General features: G+C 40.2%; 18 protein-coding genes. 9 read left to right on the top strand and 9 right to left on the bottom strand.

The genetic code is table 11. From position 1 onward, the window contains the following. Positions 1-13: 13 nt before the first annotated feature. From L6410_RS02420 to L6410_RS02390, 7 genes are all read right to left on the bottom strand, one after another. On the bottom strand, positions 14-871 hold the full coding sequence (locus L6410_RS02420) for a MetQ/NlpA family ABC transporter substrate-binding protein (RefSeq protein WP_136670200.1): 858 nt from the start codon (positions 869-871) through the stop codon (positions 14-16). Between the two features lie 160 nt (positions 872-1,031). Next, positions 1,032-1,721: a gamma-glutamyl-gamma-aminobutyrate hydrolase family protein gene (locus tag L6410_RS02415; protein WP_237395774.1), complete on the bottom strand. Its 690-nt coding sequence runs from the start codon at positions 1,719-1,721 to the stop codon at positions 1,032-1,034. An 84-nt stretch (positions 1,722-1,805) separates the two neighbouring features. Continuing rightward, positions 1,806-2,687 (bottom strand): ATP-binding cassette domain-containing protein, encoded by an 882-nt coding sequence (locus tag L6410_RS02410; protein WP_237395773.1) that lies wholly within the window; start codon positions 2,685-2,687, stop codon positions 1,806-1,808. Continuing rightward, positions 2,680-3,540 carry an ABC transporter ATP-binding protein gene (locus L6410_RS02405; RefSeq protein WP_237395772.1) on the bottom strand — a complete coding sequence of 287 codons (861 nt, stop codon included), beginning with the start codon at positions 3,538-3,540 and terminating at the stop codon, positions 2,680-2,682. Before L6410_RS02405 ends, L6410_RS02410 begins: the two co-directional genes overlap by 8 nt. After that, positions 3,540-4,370, bottom strand: a complete 831-nt coding sequence (locus L6410_RS02400; protein ID WP_105127417.1) for an ABC transporter permease — start codon at positions 4,368-4,370, stop codon at positions 3,540-3,542. Before L6410_RS02400 ends, L6410_RS02405 begins: the two co-directional genes overlap by 1 nt. Continuing rightward, on the bottom strand, positions 4,367-5,329 hold the full coding sequence (locus tag L6410_RS02395) for an ABC transporter permease (RefSeq protein WP_172070920.1): 963 nt from the start codon (positions 5,327-5,329) through the stop codon (positions 4,367-4,369). Before L6410_RS02395 ends, L6410_RS02400 begins: the two co-directional genes overlap by 4 nt. A 105-nt stretch (positions 5,330-5,434) precedes the next feature. Next, positions 5,435-7,006 carry an ABC transporter substrate-binding protein gene (locus tag L6410_RS02390; RefSeq protein WP_237395771.1) on the bottom strand — a complete coding sequence of 524 codons (1,572 nt, stop codon included), beginning with the start codon at positions 7,004-7,006 and terminating at the stop codon, positions 5,435-5,437. Between the two features lie 300 nt (positions 7,007-7,306). On the opposite strand from L6410_RS02390, the gene metE reads away from it, so the two are divergent. Beyond that, positions 7,307-9,556 (top strand): 5-methyltetrahydropteroyltriglutamate--homocysteine S-methyltransferase, encoded by a 2,250-nt coding sequence (gene metE / locus L6410_RS02385; RefSeq protein ID WP_237395770.1) that lies wholly within the window; start codon positions 7,307-7,309, stop codon positions 9,554-9,556. A 3-nt stretch (positions 9,557-9,559) separates the two neighbouring features. Next, entirely contained in the window at positions 9,560-10,420 is an 861-nt protein-coding gene (gene metF, locus L6410_RS02380) for a methylenetetrahydrofolate reductase [NAD(P)H] (RefSeq protein ID WP_237395769.1), read from the top strand. A gap of 184 nt (positions 10,421-10,604) precedes the next feature. Here metF and L6410_RS02375 read toward each other — a convergent pair whose 3' ends face one another. Further along, positions 10,605-12,065, bottom strand: a complete 1,461-nt coding sequence (locus L6410_RS02375; RefSeq protein WP_237395767.1) for an NCS2 family permease — start codon at positions 12,063-12,065, stop codon at positions 10,605-10,607. Positions 12,066-12,323: 258 nt separating this feature from the next. On the opposite strand from L6410_RS02375, the gene L6410_RS02370 reads away from it, so the two are divergent. The 7 genes from L6410_RS02370 (at position 12,324) to L6410_RS02340 (ending at position 18,458) form a co-directional block, all read left to right on the top strand. Further along, positions 12,324-13,136: a Cof-type HAD-IIB family hydrolase gene (locus L6410_RS02370; protein WP_024396571.1), complete on the top strand. Its 813-nt coding sequence runs from the start codon at positions 12,324-12,326 to the stop codon at positions 13,134-13,136. 262 nt (positions 13,137-13,398) lie between these two features. Next, the gene (locus L6410_RS02365; protein WP_237395765.1) at positions 13,399-14,391 is read left to right on the top strand and encodes a PTS sugar transporter subunit IIB; all 993 of its coding nucleotides are present in this window, start codon (positions 13,399-13,401) and stop codon (positions 14,389-14,391) included. A 31-nt stretch (positions 14,392-14,422) separates the two neighbouring features. Beyond that, on the top strand, positions 14,423-15,232 hold the full coding sequence (locus L6410_RS02360; RefSeq protein WP_024391090.1) for a PTS mannose/fructose/sorbose transporter subunit IIC: 810 nt from the start codon (positions 14,423-14,425) through the stop codon (positions 15,230-15,232). An 18-nt stretch (positions 15,233-15,250) separates the two neighbouring features. Then, positions 15,251-16,162 (top strand): PTS system mannose/fructose/sorbose family transporter subunit IID, encoded by a 912-nt coding sequence (locus L6410_RS02355; RefSeq protein WP_024391089.1) that lies wholly within the window; start codon positions 15,251-15,253, stop codon positions 16,160-16,162. A 59-nt stretch (positions 16,163-16,221) separates the two neighbouring features. Next, on the top strand, positions 16,222-16,593 hold the full coding sequence (locus tag L6410_RS02350) for a DUF956 family protein (RefSeq protein ID WP_172055028.1): 372 nt from the start codon (positions 16,222-16,224) through the stop codon (positions 16,591-16,593). Positions 16,594-16,955: 362 nt separating this feature from the next. Then, positions 16,956-18,230, top strand: a complete 1,275-nt coding sequence (gene serS / locus L6410_RS02345) for a serine--tRNA ligase (RefSeq protein WP_237395763.1) — start codon at positions 16,956-16,958, stop codon at positions 18,228-18,230. A gap of 9 nt (positions 18,231-18,239) precedes the next feature. Further along, positions 18,240-18,458 carry a PspC domain-containing protein gene (locus tag L6410_RS02340; protein ID WP_160863899.1) on the top strand — a complete coding sequence of 73 codons (219 nt, stop codon included), beginning with the start codon at positions 18,240-18,242 and terminating at the stop codon, positions 18,456-18,458. A gap of 143 nt (positions 18,459-18,601) precedes the next feature. Here L6410_RS02340 and tnpA read toward each other — a convergent pair whose 3' ends face one another. After that, entirely contained in the window at positions 18,602-19,066 is a 465-nt protein-coding gene (gene tnpA / locus L6410_RS02335; RefSeq protein WP_172085895.1) for an IS200/IS605-like element ISSsu4 family transposase, read from the bottom strand. Between the last annotated feature and the right edge of the window lie 126 nt (positions 19,067-19,192).

Genomic DNA, 19,192 nt, shown 5'->3' with positions numbered 1-19,192 from the left:
ACCTATTTACATTTTACCAAACTGGCTCATCCATACCGTCTGAAGTCTCTTCAATAACTTTTTTCACTTCATCCGTGTGGTACGCTTCGATAATTTTCTTAATCGCTGCTGCTTGCTCTGATTTTTCCCAATCGCTACGTGCTGCAATCAAGTTGTACCACTGTTTTGAATTTTCATCTTTTTGCTCTTTGTAAAGGGCATTTTTGTAATCCAAACCAGCTTCCAACACAAATGTGTTATTTACAACTGCTGCATCAACTGAGCTAAGTGAGCTTGCTGTTTGGCTTGCATCCAACTCAGTGATTTTCAAGTTTTTCTTGTTTTCAGTAATATCAGCAATAGTTGCCAATTCTGTACCAGATACACCAACCTTGATCAAACCAGCTGCTTGAAGAAGGTAGAGAGCACGACTTTCATTTGTTGGGTCATTTGGAACCGCAATTTCTGCACCATCTGGAATGTCTTCCACTTTAGTGTACTTGTTTTTTCCATCAGCTGTACCTGAGTAAAGACGGATTGGTGCGATATATGTATCCGCAATAGCAACCAAATCCTCACCATTTTCTTGATTCCAGTTGTTCAAGAAGTTGTAGTGTTGGAAAGCATTGATGTCTACTTCATTTTCAGCTACTGCCTTGTTTGGCTGTGAGTAATCTGTAAATTGAGTGAACTTCAATTTCACTTCATCACCAAGAATTTTTTGAACTTTATCCCAACGAGCTTGCTCAGAATCGCTCAAACTCATCACACCCACACGAACAGTTGTTGCTGAAGAATCAGATGAAGAGCTAGAGGACGAGCTACCACATGCAGCAAGTACACCTACTGACAAGGTAGCTGCTGCTAAACTAAATAATTTTTTTAATTTCATAAAACATATCTCCTTAAAATTAGAACTGTATCTATCTTAACACAGAAATTCCGTTCTGACCAATTGACTTTTTTTATAGATGGATATAGGTTTTCACTATATCAAATACAAATGCAATTATAACAATTGATAATAATAAAAGAGGGAACCACTTCCCTCTTTAAAACACATCTACCAAATAGTGAAATAGCTCTCTGTGCTGTTTACAGTCATTATACAAAAATTCTGGATGCCACTGCAGACCAAACAGAGCCTGTTTGTCTTTACTTTCATAAGCCTCAATCGTACCATCTCTTGGATCTAGACCAGTCGCGACTAATCCGGGTGCCAAGTCTTTGATCCGCTGATGATGAAAGGAATTGATTTGGCTTCCTTGAGCAAATAACTTACCGACACGACTTTGAGGTTTGACTTGCAAACGATGGGAGGTGCCCACCAAATCAGTTTGCCAGTGATTAGCAACTTCTTGCTCCAAGCTACCACCAAGTGCGACATTCAGTAACTGCATCCCACGGCAGACTGCAAAAATCGGTTTTCCCTGACGTAAGGCTTCAGCAATCAAAGCCAACTCAAATTCGTCACGCTCCAATAGATAATCATCACTGTCAATTAAACGTTCTTGCCCATATAGACTTGGATCAACATGCTGACCTCCTGAAAGGATCAACTTATCAATCATGTCAATGTAATCTTTGGCTAAATCAGGAGTTCCCATAGGAATAACCATTGGTACACCACCAGCCTGACGAACACCGTCTGCCAATTCACGCGCAACTGTCACGTAAACTCGACCAGATTTTGTTGGAAATTCTTGCTCATTTCCTGAAATTCCAATAATCACTTTTCCCATAAAAAGCTCCTTTCATTTATTTCGTTCATTGTAGCACGGCTCATTCGCCTTGTCTAATATAGAAGATTTATAGACTGATAAAAATTATTTATCAGCAGCCTGTAATACGTAATGGTCCCCGCTGATTTCTTTCCATTCGCCTTCCGTAATGAAATCCTTTAGGAGACCTGCCTGTGACAACTTCTGCAATTGAGCTCGTGCCTGATGAGGGTCTAAACTTAAATTGGATTGCAAAAGATAGCGGGTGTAGGGATGTTGGGGATCTTGAAAAATATCCTGCGCAGGTCCAATTTCAACCAAACTCCCCTTGTACATGACCGCAATCCTATCAGCAAAATGCCGCACCAAATTTAGGTCATGAGAAATGAACAGATAGGTTAAACCTAAATCCTCTTGAAGCTGGTTAAGCAAATCCAATATGGTTGCCTGAATCGAAACATCCAGAGCAGATGTCGGTTCGTCACACACGATAAATTGCGGATTGGAAACAACTGCCCGAGCGATTCCAATACGCTGGCGTTGGCCTCCACTAAAAGATTTTGGGCGTTTATGTACAGCATCCCCTTGTATACCTACCCTTTCCAACATTGCTAAAGCCCTCTCTTCTGCCTCCTTCTTTGGTAACAAATAAAGCGGTTCTTTGACAAGTTCTAAAGCTGATAGATAGGGATTGAGAGAGGAGTAAGGATCCTGATAGATCACCTGAAGCGCTTGACTGTTTAGTTCCTCAGCTGTCAAACCAGGAAAATCTACCTGTCCCTGACTTGCTTTTTCCAGTCCCAAAACAATTTTAGACAGTGTCGATTTACCACTGCCAGATTCACCGACCAGACCGAGTGTCTCACCTTTATAAATGGACAAATCAACACCATTTAAAGCATCGACACGTTGTTCTTGACCTAACCAATTCTTCTTGGAATAGGTCTTTCTCACATCCGAAACTTGTACCAATACTTCTTTAGCCATTTTTCTCCTCCTTTCTCACCCAGTGTTCTGGACCAATTTGAACCAACTGACTGTCATCGCGATCAGCAGGTACAGGACCTTGACTTGCTTCTAAGCGGGCCGCCTTCAATAAAGATTGCGTATAGGGATGCATAGACTGTGCAAAAATCGTATCAACAGGTGCATGTTCCACCACCAGGCCGTTTCTCATCACATAGACCTGATCACAAATACCAGCAATTACACTAAAATCGTGACTCACAATTACAACTGTCAATCCTAATTGCTCTTGCAATTCTTTAAGCAAAGCCAAGATTTGAGCTTGAATTGTCACATCTAATGCCGTTGTTGGTTCATCAGCAATTAACATGTCTGGCTTGGTCAATAAGGCCATAGCAATCATGATCCTTTGACGCATCCCACCTGAAAACTCAAAAGGAAATTGTTTGAGACGAAGTTCTGGATTAGAAATTCCCACCTTATCCAACATCTCTAAAATGGCCACTTCCCGCTCTTCCTTGGTCAATTTCGGCTGAAAGCGACGAAGAACTTCCCGTAAATGAAACCCAACGGTCCGTAATGGATTCAAAGAGGTCATTGGATCTTGAAAAATCATAGACAAAGGCAAAACCTTTGGATTACGAACTTGCTTTCCATCCATTTCAAATCGATCATAGCTTGCTTCCAAACCTTTTGGTAAAATCCCCATCAAGGATTTCATTGTCAAACTCTTACCCGAACCAGATTCTCCAACAATTCCAACAATTTTTCCTTTGGGAATGGAGAGATCAATCCCTTTGACGAGAATAGTTTGTTCTTTACTTTTTTGATTGATAATGGTGAGGTTACTGATTTCTACCAAGTGCTTTGACATTAGTACACCTCTCTTTCAAGGCAATCACGTATGAGATCACCGATATTATTAAATGAATAGATGGTCAATAGGATAAAAAGTCCCGGTAAGATAGCCATATGCGGAGCACTCTGTAAGGTAGACTGGGCATTTTGTAATAGACTACCCCAGGATGCTAAGGGCTGTTGAATCCCCATTCCTAAGAAACTAAGTGCTGATTCTGTCATAATGGCTGACGAAATACTGGTTGATGCCGTTACAATCAAGGTCGGTAAGATGGCTGGCAGGATGTGTCGCCAAATAATCAATGGTTTCTTTAAACCTATAAAGGAGGCGTAGCCAACATAATCTGCCACCTTTGCTTTTAAGGTTTCAGCCCGTAACATCCTAGCAATACTCATCCATGAAAAACCTCCAATCACAATAATGATTGTGGATAAACCAGGCTTTAAAAAGACACTGAGAACAATCACTAAGACAAGCCAAGGAATGGATGACAGCACATCTACTACCCGCATAATGGCATTATCCCATTTTCCTCCCAGATAGCCTGCTGTGATGCCAACCAAGCTTCCAATGGTCACTGATGCAGCCATTGCCAACAAGCCAACTAAAAGAGAAATCCGTCCCCCATAAATAACCCGAATAAAATAATCACGCCCTACTTGATCGGTTCCAAACCAATGCTCAGCACTAGGCCCTTGGTTCATTTGACTGACATCCGTTACATTTGGATCAATAGGAATCAACGGCGCAATGAGAGATAAAATAATCAAGAAAAGAATAAAAAGAAGAGAGAAAAGATAGAGTGGCGAACTCTTCAAAGTCTCCTTGAATTGTTTAAGAATCATTGTCCCTCTCCTCCTTTCCAAATACGTGGATCGACGACAGCATAGAGAATATCTGACAAGAGATTTCCTAAAATAACTAAGGTCGCAGACAAAAGCATGACAGCCATAATCACTGGATAGTCCAAACTCTTAGTAGCCGCTGTCAAATAAGGACCTACACCAGGCCAAGCAAAAATAGTCTCTGTGATAATAGCACCCGTTACCAACATTGGTAAGGCCATCCCAACTTGAGTCACGACAGGAATTAAAACATTGCGGGCCACATGTTTCCCAAAAATTTCAAACCGTTTAGCTTTGAAAGCTTCTTGAACGGTTACATAATCTTTTTCAACCTCTACAATCGCTGACGCTCGAATAAACCGAATCAACTCAGGTAAAAATGCCATGGTCAATGTAAGATAAGGTAAGGCAAAATGAGATAGAAAATCAAGAACATCTCCTTCCTTTCCCAAAGTGTACATTCCGATAAACGGAAACACCCGCCACTTATAACCAAAGAAATAGATTAAAATCATAGCAAACCAGAAAGTTGGTACCGCAATGCCCACAGATGCAAAGGCATCAATGACTTTATCAGCCCATTTGCCACGTTGGGAAGCAGAAACAAGCCCAAGTGTAATGGCTAAGACAAGAGCCGTCAAATATGCTGGTAAAACCAAGGAAATCGTGTTGGGAATTTTTTCGGCCAAATCTGTCCCAATCGAGTGTTGAGTCATGAGGGAAAAACCCAAATTCCCCGATAAAATTCCCTTTAACCATACAAAATATTGAACTAAAAATGGCTGATCCAAACCATATTTTACCTTCAACAAATCAATTTGTTCTTGACTCATATTTGGTGTTGTCATTGAATCAATGACATCAAAGGGGGCTAACTGAATCAATGAAAACACAATGAAAGAAATCAACAGCAAGAGGGGAATTGCCTGTAAGATTCTTTTTAAAATATAACGAAACATACATCCTCCAAAAACGAGAAAAAGAGGGGAGGAGTTTTCGGCAATTTGCCACTCCTTCTCCTCTTTGGGAGCAAAGGAAAATCCCTCTCCCATCCCATACTATACTTATTCAATTGTTAATTTAGACGGATCTTCAAATGTATAAATTGGAATTAATCCAGCTTCTTCAACATTTTTAACACGATTGTTAACTGCTAAAACCTTTTTGTTATCTACGATAGGGTAGATGGCAGCTTGATCAGCCAATGTTGCTTGCAAATTATCATAAATTTGCTCACGTTTTGTTTGATCCAATTCAACAGCACCTTGTTCAAAGAGACTGTCAACCTCGCTTGACGCCAATTTAAAGTAGTTTGAAGCACCACCAGTTTTAAACAAACGAGCATACTGATCAGGGTCATTTCCCATGATGTAGCCACCCAAGAAGAGGTCATATGCTGTAGAACCTTCTTTTTTCAACTCTGTAAAGAGCGCTGTAGAGTCTCCACCTGCCAATTCAACAGTAACACCAATTGCTGCTAATTGTTGTTGAATCAAAGTAGCTTGCAAGGTTTGGGCTGCATCAGATGATGAGTAACCAAGATTCACAGTCAGATTGCTGACACCTGCTTCTGTTAAGAGTTGTTTTGCCTTCTCAATATTTTGTTCATATTTCTCAACATCTTCTGTCACATATGGATTGGCAACAGGTAAGAATGAATATGGCGTTTCATAGTATTTCTTATCAAGATAGGCCGCTTGGTTAAACTCCTCTTTATTCAACGCATAAAGTAAGGCTTGACGAACTCTCACATCTTTCAATTCTTCAGTTGAGGTATTGAGACCAAGATAGCCAACACGGTTTTCACTATAAGCATATGTTGTAATGGTATCGGTGCTCAAATCTTTAATATCTGATGGAAGCACAAAGGCCGCATCTACTTCACCAGTTTGGAGTGCTACTTTTGTAGTATCTGCACTTTCAATGATACGAAGAACGAGGTTATCAATTTCAGCTTTCCCTTTGTAGTAATACTCATTCGCTGCTAATTTGATGTATTCACCATGTTTGTACTCCACAAACTTGTATGGACCAGTTCCGACAGGTGTCGCTGTTAACTGACTAGCAGAAAAGTCGGCTTCATCCTTGAACACATGTTGAGGAATGATGTAGGTTTCCGTCACAATATTGTCCAAAGCTGGCGCTGAAACAGCTGGAAGAACAAACTTCACAGTGTAATCATCCACCTTCTCGACTGTTACAGGTTGACCATTGATATATAAACCATCTGATCCACCATTTTCTTCTTTAATCTTTTGTTCATAAGTAAAGACAACATCATCAGCTGTAAAATCTTCACCATCTGACCATTTTACATCTTGACGAAGTTTCACTGTGATACTAAGACCATCTTCAGCTACTTCATAAGAATCTGCCAATTCGTTAACATAAGTACCATCAGCCTCTACACGAATAAGTGGAGAATAGATAAAGTTTGTCAAGGTCAATCCCCAACGATCGCTTGTATTAATTGGGTTGGTTGAACTTGGATCTCCATTAATAGCATATGTAAATGTTTCTGTATCAGCTGATGAGCTAGAACTTGATGTATTCGTTGATGAACCACCGCTTGCGCAAGCTGCCAAGGTTACCACCGCAACCGTTGAAAGCAAACCTGCAAGCCATTTCTTTTTCATTACATTTTCCTCCAATTTTCAAAAGTAGTACTAGTCTATCAAGGAATACCCTATTTGACCAATATATAAAATTTATCACGACTTAAAGAAAAACTATGGCCTCTGTTTAGTCACACCATCATTCTACTAGCAAAAATAAGCTATCATTTTTAAGTCATTAATATAGAATAAAAAATTAACCTTGGTCTCTTAAAAAAACGATATAGCTAAAAACTATAACTTCCTCTAATTTTTTACAATTATACAAGTGTTCTTTTTTTTGTTAGGATAGGTGCATAAAAATATTTTGGAGGAACTACCATGACGACTACCATTATCGGCTTCCCGCGAATCGGAGAACACCGCGAATTAAAATTTATTACTGAAAAATACTTTAGAAATGAAATTCCACAGGAAGAACTTTTGCTTGCTGCTAAAGATCTGCGCGCTAAACATTGGAATATTGTAAAAGAGGCAGGCATTACTGAAATCCCAAGCAACGACTTCTCTCATTATGACAATGTTTTGGATGCAGCTGTTCTCTTCAACATTGTACCTAAAACAGTACAAAACCTTGATTTGACTGACCTTGAAAAATACTTCGCTCTTGCACGTGGTTATCAAGGTGAAAAAGGGGACGTTCGTGCTAGACCGATGAAAAAATGGTTCAACACCAACTACCACTATATCGTTCCAGCTATTGAAAAAGACACAGAAATCAAACTAGCTGGTCAAAAGATTTTTGATGAATTCCAAGAAGCAAAAGACTTAGGTATCACAACTCGACCAGTCTTAATCGGACCATTTACTCTCTTACAATTAACTGATTTTGAAGAAGGTTTAACTGCTACTGATTTCGCTGACAGCTTAGTTGCAGCCTATGGGCAAGTTTTTGAAAAATTGGCAGAACTTGGCGCTGAAAAAATCCAGCTGGACGAACCGAGCTTGGTCAAGGATTTGACTGCTGAAGAAAAAGCCCTTTTCCTACGTATCTACCAAACACTCTTGGCAGATAAGAAAGGTTTGCAAATCCTCATCCAAACCTACTTCGGTGATGTTCGTGATATTTACACAGAATTGACCAGCCTACCAGTTGATGCCATCGGTCTTGACTTTGTAGAAGGTAAGGAAACTGCTGCACTTGTTGCAACTGGTTTCCCAGCTGACAAGACCCTCTACGCTGGTATCGTCAACGGTAAAAATATCTGGCGCAACAACTACGAGAAGAGCCTAGCTGTTTTGGATGCTATTCCAGCTGAAAATGTTGTCATAACAACTTCTTGTTCCCTTCTTCATGTGCCTTTCACAACAGCAAATGAAGAATTTGAGCCGGCTATCCTCAACCACTTTGCCTTTGCAGTTGAAAAATTGAACGAATTGCGTGATTTGGATGCCATCCGCAACGGTCAAGGCGAAGTTGCTCTCACAGCTAACAAGGAACTCTTCGCCCTTGAGCGTGTTGGTCGTGATGCAGCCCTTGCAGACCGTCTTGCAGGACTGACAGACGCTGACTATACACGCCTACCAGTCTTTGCAGAGCGTGAAGCAATTCAACGTGAGAAATTGAACTTACCACTTCTTCCAACAACAACGATTGGATCTTTCCCTCAAACAAAAGAAATTCGCAGCACACGCTTGGCTTTCCGCAAAGGAAATATCTCAGAAGAAGAATACGATACCTTTGTTAAAGCTCAAACAGACGAATGGATTGCATGGCAGGAAGAAGTTGACTTCGATGTCTTGGTTCATGGTGAGTTTGAACGAAACGACATGGTAGAATACTTCGGTGAAAACCTTTCTGGTTATCTCTTCAGTAAGAACGGTTGGGTACAATCATACGGTATGCGTGGGGTAAAACCACCAATCATCTGGGGGGATGTGACGCGCTTGAACCCAATCACTGTCAAATGGTCAAGCTATGCACAAAGCCGTACCAACAAACCAGTTAAAGGTATGCTGACAGGTCCTGTAACCATCCTCAACTGGTCATTCCCACGCGAAGATATTTCTATCAAAGAATCAACCCTTCAAATCGCCCTTGCTATCAAGGAAGAAGTTCTTGACCTTGAAGCAGCGGGTATCAAGATCATCCAAATCGATGAAGCTGCTCTTCGTGAAAAACTACCACTCCGTCGTAGCGACTGGTACAGCGAGTATCTTGACTGGGCAATTCCTGCCTTCCGTTTGGTACACTCAACTGTTGCACCAGACACACAAATTCACACTCACATGTGCTATAGCGAATTTACAGACATCATTCCTGCCATCGACAATATGGATGCGGACGTTATCTCCTTTGAAGCCAGCCGTTCAAATCTCGTTATCCTAGATGAACTCAAGGCTAAGAATTTCCAAACTCAGGTAGGTCCTGGTGTCTATGATATCCACTCCCCACGTGTTCCATCTGTAGAAGAAATTTCTCATACGATAGAAGCCATTCTTGCTAAAGTACCAAAAGAAAAAGTGTGGATTAACCCCGACTGCGGGCTTAAAACTCGTGGTGAAAAAGAAACAAAAGCCAGCCTTATCCATTTGACTCAAGCAGCTAAGGCAGCCAGAAAGGAACTCTAATTTATGATTGGTCAAGCCCCAAGTCTCTCATTTGAAATTTTTCCTCCAAAACCAGAAGTAGGCAATGAAAAAATTATCCACGCACTTAATGAGATGCAGGGTTTGGCCCCTCACTTTATTAGTGTGACTTGTAGCAACAACAATTTGAATGTTGAGGAAACAACTGTTAAGTTGGCAAACCATGTGCACAATGAGTTACATATTCCAACCATTGCACACTTACCTGCGGCATATCTAACAAAGGAAAAAGTTCGGTCTGTTCTTCATTCTCTCGACGAAATTGGTGTCCATCAGATTTTAGCCCTGCGTGGAGACATTATCAATGGACTTCCTCCAAAGGAGGATTTCAAATATGCAACTGATTTAGTTTCCTTTATCAAGGAAGAAGCTCCTCAATTTGATATCATCGGAGCTTGCTATCCAGAAGGACATCCTGAATCGCCAAACGCAGTATCAGATATCAAGAACCTAAAAAAGAAAGTGGACGCAGGTTGCTCGACATTAGTAACACAACTCTTCTTCGATAATGAAGCCTTCTACAATTTTCAAGAGAAATGCATTCTAGCAGACATCGAAGTGCCTATTATTGCAGGTATCATGCCTATTATCAACAGGAATCAGGCACTTCGACTCTTGAAAACGTGTGAAAACATACGCTTGCCTCGTAAATTTAAAGCCATTTTAGAAAAATATGAGCACAATCCTGAATCACTTCGGGCAGCAGGTCTTGCCTATGCTGTAGATCAAATTGTTGATTTGGTCACCAATGATGTGGCTGGTGTCCATCTTTATACAATGAATAATGCTGAGACAGCCAGGACTATTCATGAAGCAACTCATGCCTTATTCAAACATTATAGTTAACGCATTTCCCCTTGGACTTTCGTTTAAGGGGTTTTATATTTACAAATTACCTCATATAGCTAATACAAACCATTTTACATTTCTTGAATTTGTCTCAAATTAGTCGTAACCCGCTTCCTACATTCTATATATTTGACAAAAAAACCTGGCTTCTTAGAAACCAGGTCGAGGTATATAAACCATGTTAGATAATGGCCAAAATGATAAAGTTTAAAATAAACAGTGCTGTAGCACCCCAAAGAATTGGGTGAATTTCTTTAGCCTTACCTGTCGAAACTTTTACCAAGCAATAGAAGATAAAGGCTGCTGCAATACCGTATGAGATAGAGAAGCAAAGCGCCATGAAGAAGGCTGCAAAGAAGGCTGGAAGAGCGTCTTCAAACTGGCTCCAATCAACATCAAGGAAAGATGAAACCATCATGACACCGACAATAATCAAGGCTGGAGATGTCGCTGCCGCTGGCACGATTCCAACAAATGGCAAAATAAGAATAGAAAGAAGGAAGAGAACGGCTGTTGTGACAGCTGTCAAACCTGTACGCCCACCTGCTGAGATACCTGCAGCCGATTCAACATATGTCGTTGTATTTGACGTACCAAACAGAGCACCAATTGAGGTACCGATAGCATCTGCAAAGAGCGCCTTGTCCATCTTAGAGTTAAAGCCTGTACCATTTTCGAGAGCTTTCTCATCTTCTTCTGAGAAAATACCAGTCTTACGACCTGTACCAATGAACGTACCCAAAGTATCGAATGTATCTGACAAACTGAATGCAAAAATGGTCATCAATACTAATGGTAAACGGCTTGAATCAGCAAATAGTGAGCCGATTCCTCCAAAGGCAGCAAGGAAGGTTGTCCCTAATTCTCCAAATGCTGAACCAATATGATTATCTGCAAAACTAATAGAAGATAAATCAACTACACCAGCTGGGATACCTGCTACAGTTGTCGCGATAATACCAATCAAGATAGCACCACGTACATTTTTAATAACCAAAACAGCTGTAAGGATCAGACCAAATACAGTAAGAAGTACACTTGGATCAGTGAAGGTTGAGATAGAAGGAACTACACCACCGCCAGCTAAGACAGAGAAAACACCATTTGAGAAAGTTTCTGCTGTTGCATCCGCCGGAGCAACACCATTGACTGTAATGATATCTGAACCAGATGTTAAGAAAGTAATCAAGTTAGAATTTTTGAAACCAAGGTAGGCTACAAATACCCCAATACCTCCGCCAATAGCATGTTGCAAGCTAACAGGAATCGCCTTAATAATACTTTTACGAACTTTTGTAACTGTGATAAAGATATTAAACAAACCACACAAGAATACCATACCAAGTGCTTCTTGCCATGTGAAGTCCAAACCAATAACTACTGTATAGGTGAAGAAGGCATTCAACCCCATACCTGGTGCCAAAGCATAAGGTACATTTGCAAAAAGTCCCATTACTAATGTAGAGACCGCACTGGCAATAATGGTCGCCAAGAAAACAGCTTGTGTTGGCATACCCGCAACACTCAAAATGCTTGGGTTAACAAATAAAATATATGACATTGCAAAGAATGTCGTAAGCCCTGCCATAATCTCTGTCGAAACAGTCGTATTATGTTCTTTTAGTTTAAAAAACTTGTCCATTTTTTCATTTTTCTCCTTTATTCACGAACAATAAACTTATTATATCGAAAATAAAATAATATTTCAATAGGAATGAACGCTTTTTTCAGTATTTTTTACAAATTCCTCTTAAATATTTGTTAAAACGTTCGTTTTTCACGAACTATATTTCATTTTCTACTATTAAATAGCTGAACTATCAATTTTTTGATTATCTTACTTGTTTTTGATATACTGTCACTTATTAGCTATAAAACGGAGTAATATAAACATTAAATGATGAAGAAAAAAATGATTGCAATTGATTTGGACGGGACGCTTTTAAACCAAGAAAGCCAATTATCCGAGTACACAATCTCTACAATTAAAAAAGTAAGAAAACAGGGACACCTAGTTTTAATTGCTACTGGACGCCCCTATCGGATGGCTGAAACATTCTATCAACAACTGGAGTTAGATACACCTATGATTAATTTTAACGGGTCATTGGTACATATTCCAAATCGAAAATGGGAATGGGAAAAGAATGTTTTAATCGATAAAAGCTATCTATTAGAATTTTTAAAATCTGAAGATACATTTGAAGCCGATTTTATTGCTGGTGAGTATAAGAATAAATTCTTTATTACACAAAATCATCTGGACCGAGTTGATCCTAGCTTGATGGGAGTGGAACAAATAACTCCTGATACACTTATTAAACCTGAATTAATCACTTCTGACCCACATTCAATCCTCATGCAGACAAGAGCAACTGATAAATACGCACTTGCGGAAGAAATGAGATCATATTTCAATAATGAATTAGAAATCAATACTTGGGGTGGACCTCTCAATGTATTGGAAACCTGTGCAAAAGGTGTTACTAAGGCTTCAGCTTTGACTTATTTATTGGATATATTTCAATTTGATGCAAAAGATTTGATTGCATTTGGGGATGAACATAATGATGTAGAAATGCTTGACCTCGCTGGAAAAGCATATGGCATGAAAAACTGTAGTGACACACTTCGCCCTCATGCTGATCAACTGACTGAATTTGCCAATTTTGAAGATGGTGTCGCAAAAGAATTAGAAAAATTATTTTTATAAAAAATTATAGGCTCTGAAAAGTTGTTTTCAGAGTTTTTGTTTTGTACAAAAGCGATGATATCAGGAGTTCTTAGACCAACAAAACATATGCAAAACAGTATTATTTTATAGTTTTTCTGAAAATTTACCTAAAATTTTCCTAAGCTTGTTTATATATATACTTGACAATCTTATGTAAGCGATTTATAATAGACAAGTTCCAAGGAATATGAAAGCCTTTTCGGACTTTCATAGGATCTAAAAAAATTTAGGAGGATCAATAATGAGTATTGGAATCATTATTGCAAGTCATGGCGAATTTGCTGCTGGTATTCATCAGTCAGGTTCAATGATCTTTGGCGAACAAGAAAAAGTACAAGTCGTTACTTTTATGCCAAGTGAAGGTCCTGATGATTTATATGCTGAGCTGAATGCAGCCGTTGACGCATTCGATGCCGATGATGAAGTTTTGGTTTTGGCTGACCTTTGGAGTGGTTCACCATTTAACCAAGCAAGTCGCGTAGCTGGTGAAAATCCAGACCGCAAGGTAGTCATCATCACAGGTCTAAACTTGCCAATGCTTATCCAAGCATACACAGAACGTATGATTAATGCTTCTGCTGGTGTGGAAGAAGTTGCGGCAAACATTATTAAGGAAGCTAAGGATGGGGTCAAAGTTCTTCCAGAAGAACTTCAACCAGCTGAAGCTACTCCTGTGGCAACTGCCACTCCTGCTGCACCTCAAGGTGCTATCCCTCCAGGAACTGTTATTGGTGATGGCAAGTTGAAAATCAACTTGGCTCGTATCGATACGCGTCTCTTGCATGGTCAAGTGGCAACTGGTTGGACTCCTGCTTCTAAAGCAGATCGTATTATCGTTGCATCTGATACGGTTGCAAAAGATGAATTGCGCAAACAACTCATCAAACAGGCTGCACCTGGTAACGTAAAAGCGAACGTTGTACCAATCAAGAAATTGATTGAGGTATCAAAAGACCCTCGCTTTGGTAATACACATGCCTTGATTCTTTTCGAAACGCCTCAAGAAGCTCTTGAAGCAATTGAAGGTGGTGTTGAAATCAAAGAATTGAACGTTGGTTCTATGGCTCACTCAACTGGTAAAACAATGGTTAACAACGTATTGTCAATGGACAAAGATGACGTTGCAACATTTGAAAAATTGCGTGACCTTGGAGTGAAATTTGACGTTCGTAAAGTACCAAACGATTCGAAAAAAGACTTGTTTGAACTTATCAACAAGGCAAACGTTCAATAAATCGATCTGTTAGTATAGAAAGGATTACAACATGTCAGATATTACATTTATTTCTGCAATTCTCGTTGTCATCGTTGCCTTCTTCGCTGGTCTTGAAGGTATCCTTGACGAATTCCAATTCCATCAACCATTGGTTGCTTGTACCCTTATCGGTCTCGTTACTGGTAACTTGGCTGCAGGTGTTATGCTTGGTGGTTCTCTACAAATGATTGCCCTTGGTTGGGCTAACATTGGTGCAGCTGTTGCTCCTGACGCCGCTCTCGCTTCAGTTGCTGCTGCTATCATCATGATTAAAGGTGGAGACTTCTCAACTGAAGGTATTGCCGTTGCTACTACAACTGCTATCCCTCTTGCAGTAGCTGGTCTTTTCCTTACTATGATTGTACGTACAATCTCAGTTGGTCTTGTACACGGTGCTGATAATGCTGCTAAAAGTGCTAACTTTGCTGCAGTAGAACGTTACCACTTGTTTGCTCTTCTCCTTCAAGGTTTGCGTATCGCAGTTCCTGCAGCTCTTCTTCTTGCAATTCCTGCAGAAGCTGTTCAATCAGTACTTGAAGCAATGCCAGCATGGTTATCAGGTGGTATGGCCGTTGGTGGTGGTATGGTGGTTGCCGTTGGTTATGCAATGGTTATCAACATGATGGCAACTCGTGAAGTTTGGCCATTCTTCGCACTTGGTTTTGCATTTGCTGCAATTAGCCAATTGACACTTATCGCACTTGGTGTTATCGGTGTTGCAATTGCCTTTATCTACCTTAACTTGTCTAAACAAGGTGGTTCTGGTAACGGTGGTGCTTCATCTAACGACCCAATCGGCGATATTCTTGAAGACTACTAAGAGAAGGGAGATTTAACCATGTCAGAAAAAATTCAACTTTCCGTAAGCGATCGTAAAAAAGTTTGGTGGCGTTCAACCTTCCTTCAAGGTTCTTGGAACTACGAGCGTATGCAAAACTTAGGTTGGGCATATGCAATGATTCCAGCTATCAAAAAACTCTACACTAAAAAAGAAGATCAAGCTGCTGCCCTTGAGCGCCACTTGGAATTCTTCAACACACACCCATATGTTGCTTCTCCAATCCTTGGTGTAACACTTGCCCTAGAAGAAGAACGTGCTAATGGTGCTGAAATCGATGACACAGCAATCCAAGGTGTGAAAATCGGTATGATGGGACCTCTTGCAGGTATCGGTGACCCAGTTTTCTGGTTTACTGTTCGTCCGATTCTTGGTGCCCTTGGTGCTTCACTTGCAATGACTGGTAACATCGTAGGTCCACTTCTATTCTTTATCGGATGGAATGCTATCCGTATGGCCTTCCTCTGGTATACTCAAGAGTTTGGTTACAAAGCTGGTAGTGAAATCACTAAAGACATGTCTGGTGGTATCCTTCAAGACATCACTAAAGGTGCTTCAATCCTTGGTATGTTCATCCTTGCCGTGCTTGTTCAACGTTGGGTATCTATCAACTTCACTGTTGACCTTCCTGCAAAACAATTGTCAGAAGGTGCTTACATCGTCTTCCCAGAAGGCACTGTAACTGGTACTGAACTTCAAGGTATCTTGGGTGACGCCCTTAGCGGACTTAGCCTTTACCCAACTCAAGCACAAACATTGCAAGGTCAGTTGAACAGCTTGATTCCAGGTTTGATGGGACTTCTCCTTACTTTCCTCTGCATGCACTTGCTTAAGAAAAAAGTAACACCAATCACAATGATTATCGGTCTCTTCATCGTAGGTATTCTTGCTCGTTTCTTCGGAATTATGTAATCAAGGACCCCGCAAATGCGGGGTTTTATGATATAATGAATATCTAAGAAGGGAGCACTATGGCACAATCACAAAATACAAGCGTTGAGCTACAAACCACAGGAGTTTCTTACATGGGATTTGGTGGTAAGGTTGGCAAATTTTTACTTGGTGACAAGGCTCTAGAATTCTATCCTGATAGCAACGTTGAGCGTTATATCCAGATTCCTTGGACAGAGATGACTAGCATTGGTGCAAATGTTTCTGGAAAAACAATCAGTCGACATTTTGAAATTTACACCGAAAAAAGTCGCTTCCTGTTTGCTTCCAAAGACTCTGGTAAGATTCTCAAAGTTGCTCGTGAGCATATCGGTAATGAGAAAGTCGTAAAATTACCAACCCTCATTCAAACAATTGGACGAAATATTTCCAATCTATTTGCCAAAAAATAGAAAATCAAGTATAATAAGACAAACGGATAAGTAATTAGTCTAGCTTTTCAGAAAGTCTGCGGTTGCTGTGAGCAGATAAGTAAAATTAATGAAATTCTACCGTTGCTACTAAAATTAAATATTAAAAAAAGTGCACACATGTGAAACTGGATGGAACCGCGGTAAATATCGCTCCAGTAGTTACTCATGTGTGCGTTTTATTTTAAAAATAGAAAGGAAAGTTCAATTTCATCGTCACTCAAGATGCTTAAAATTGAACTAGAGCATCAGGCTCTGTCAAAGTAGAAAGCTACTTAAAAACTAAACTTTCCAGTAACTTGCTACTTTGACTTGTACCTACTCTGCTCTTGGTATCCATAGTTATGTTAGATATAAAACGTATTCGTACAGATTTTGACGGAGTAGCTGCTAAATTAGCTACACGTGGTGTAGCTGCTGAAAGCTTGGCAAATATCAAGGAATTGGATGCAAAACGCCGTGAAATCTTGGTTACTGTAGAAGAATTAAAAGCTGAACGTAACACAGTTTCAGCAGAAATTGCCCAAGCAAAACGTAACAAAGAAAATGCAGATGATAAGATTGCTGCTATGCAAAAATTATCTGCAGATGTGAAAAATTTAGATGCAGAACTCTTGGAAATTGATGAAAAACTAAATGCCATCCTTGCAGTTCTTCCAAATACTCCTCATAATTCTGTTCCTGTTGGTGCCGATGAAGAAGAAAACGTGGAAGTTCGCCGTTGGGGAACTCCTCGGGAATTTACCTTCGAGCCAAAAGCTCACTGGGATTTGGGCGAAGACCTAGACATTCTGGACTGGGAACGTGGCGCAAAAGTAACTGGTGCCCGCTTCCTTTTCTACAAGAACTTGGGTGCTCGTTTGGAGCGTGCCCTTTATAACTTCATGTTGGATGAGCATATCGCAGAAGGCTACCAAGAAATCATCACACCTTACATGGTCAACCATGACTCAATGTATGGTACCGGTCAATATCCAAAATTTAAAGAAGATACGTTTGAGTTGGCTGATACTAACTATGTCCTCATTCCAACTGCGGAGGTACCATTGACCAACTACTACCGCAACGAGATTTTGGAAGAAAAAGACTTGCCAATCTACTTCACAGCCATGAGCCCATCTTTCCGTTCTGAAGCTGGTTCTGCTGGTCGTGACACCCGTGGTCTTATCCGCCTTCACCAATTCCACAAGGTTGAAATGGTCAAATTTGCCACACCAGAACAATCTTATGATGAATTGGAAAAAATGACAGCAAATGCAGAAAATATCCTTCAAAAATTAGGCTTGCCTTACCGCGTTTTGGCCCTCTGTACAGGGGATATGGGCTTCTCAGCTGCCAAAACCTATGACTTAGAAGTCTGGATTCCTGCCCAAAATACCTACCGTGAAATCTCAAGCTGTTCAAATACCGAGGATTTCCAAGCTCGTCGTGCCCAAATCCGCTACCGCGATGCTGCTGACGGCAAGGTTAAATTGCTCCACACCCTCAATGGGTCTGGTTTAGCAGTTGGTCGTACCGTGGCTGCCATCCTTGAAAACTACCAAAATGAAGACGGCTCTGTTACTATTCCCGAAGTACTCCGTCCATACATGGGTGGGGTAGAAGTTATTAAACCATAGGAGTGAGATATGAAACCAAAGAAATGGTATAAAGATAAAAGTCGTAAAGAAATTGCTGGTGTTATCGCTGGACTATATGACTATTTTGACCTGTATGAAAACTATGGTTGGAAGTTAGAAAACGTTCGATTGGTTGTCATCTTCTTGGCCATTATCACTAATTTACCTTTTTTAACTGCCTATATCATTCTAGCCATACTTTTACCTGATAAATCTGAATTAAATTAAAATCATGACCACCCGTCAAACGGGTGGTTTGAACAAGGGCTATAAGCCCACATCACCAGCCAGCGCCTAAAGACGCTGGCTTTCACTTTGTTCAAGCCTCACTACTTTTGACTCGTCACTAGCCTCCTAAAGAGGCATTCGTACTACTTGCCATTATCCCTAAAGGGATCTTCATACTCTTTTACACTTAACTTATCAAGTGCTATATCATGTTTTTCCTGTTCTTGTATATATTTCTTAATTGTGGCTTCATTAAGTCCAACCGTACTTACATAATATCCCTCTGCCCAGAAATGACGATTGCCAAATTTATATTTGAGATTGGCGTGTTTATCAAACATCATAAGAGCACTCTTGCCTTTTAAATAGCCCATAAAACTTGACACACTTAACCTTGGAGGAATACTGACTAACATGTGAACATGGTCTGGCATCAGATGACCTTCGATAATTTCAACACCTTTATAACTACACAATCGTCGAAATATCTCTCCAAGACTACTTCGATATTGATTATAGATAATTTTTCGTCTATACTTAGGGGTGAAGACAAAGTGGTATTTACACAACCACTTTGTATGTGATAAACTATGTGCCTTTTGCGCCATATTTTTCTCCTTTCGCTTTACAATAGGCTTGAACACCTTTATTGTATCGCGTTTGGAGTTTTTTTGGTATAACCTTCGTCGCGCACCCGCATAGCGGGTGGTTTATTTGTCACGCACCTTACGGAG

The organism is Streptococcus parasuis (assembly GCF_021654455.1).
Taxonomy (GTDB): Bacteria; Bacillota; Bacilli; order Lactobacillales; family Streptococcaceae; genus Streptococcus; species Streptococcus parasuis.
Note: the sequence above shows the minus strand (reverse complement) of the source record. Positions and strands in the feature narration are given on the sequence as shown.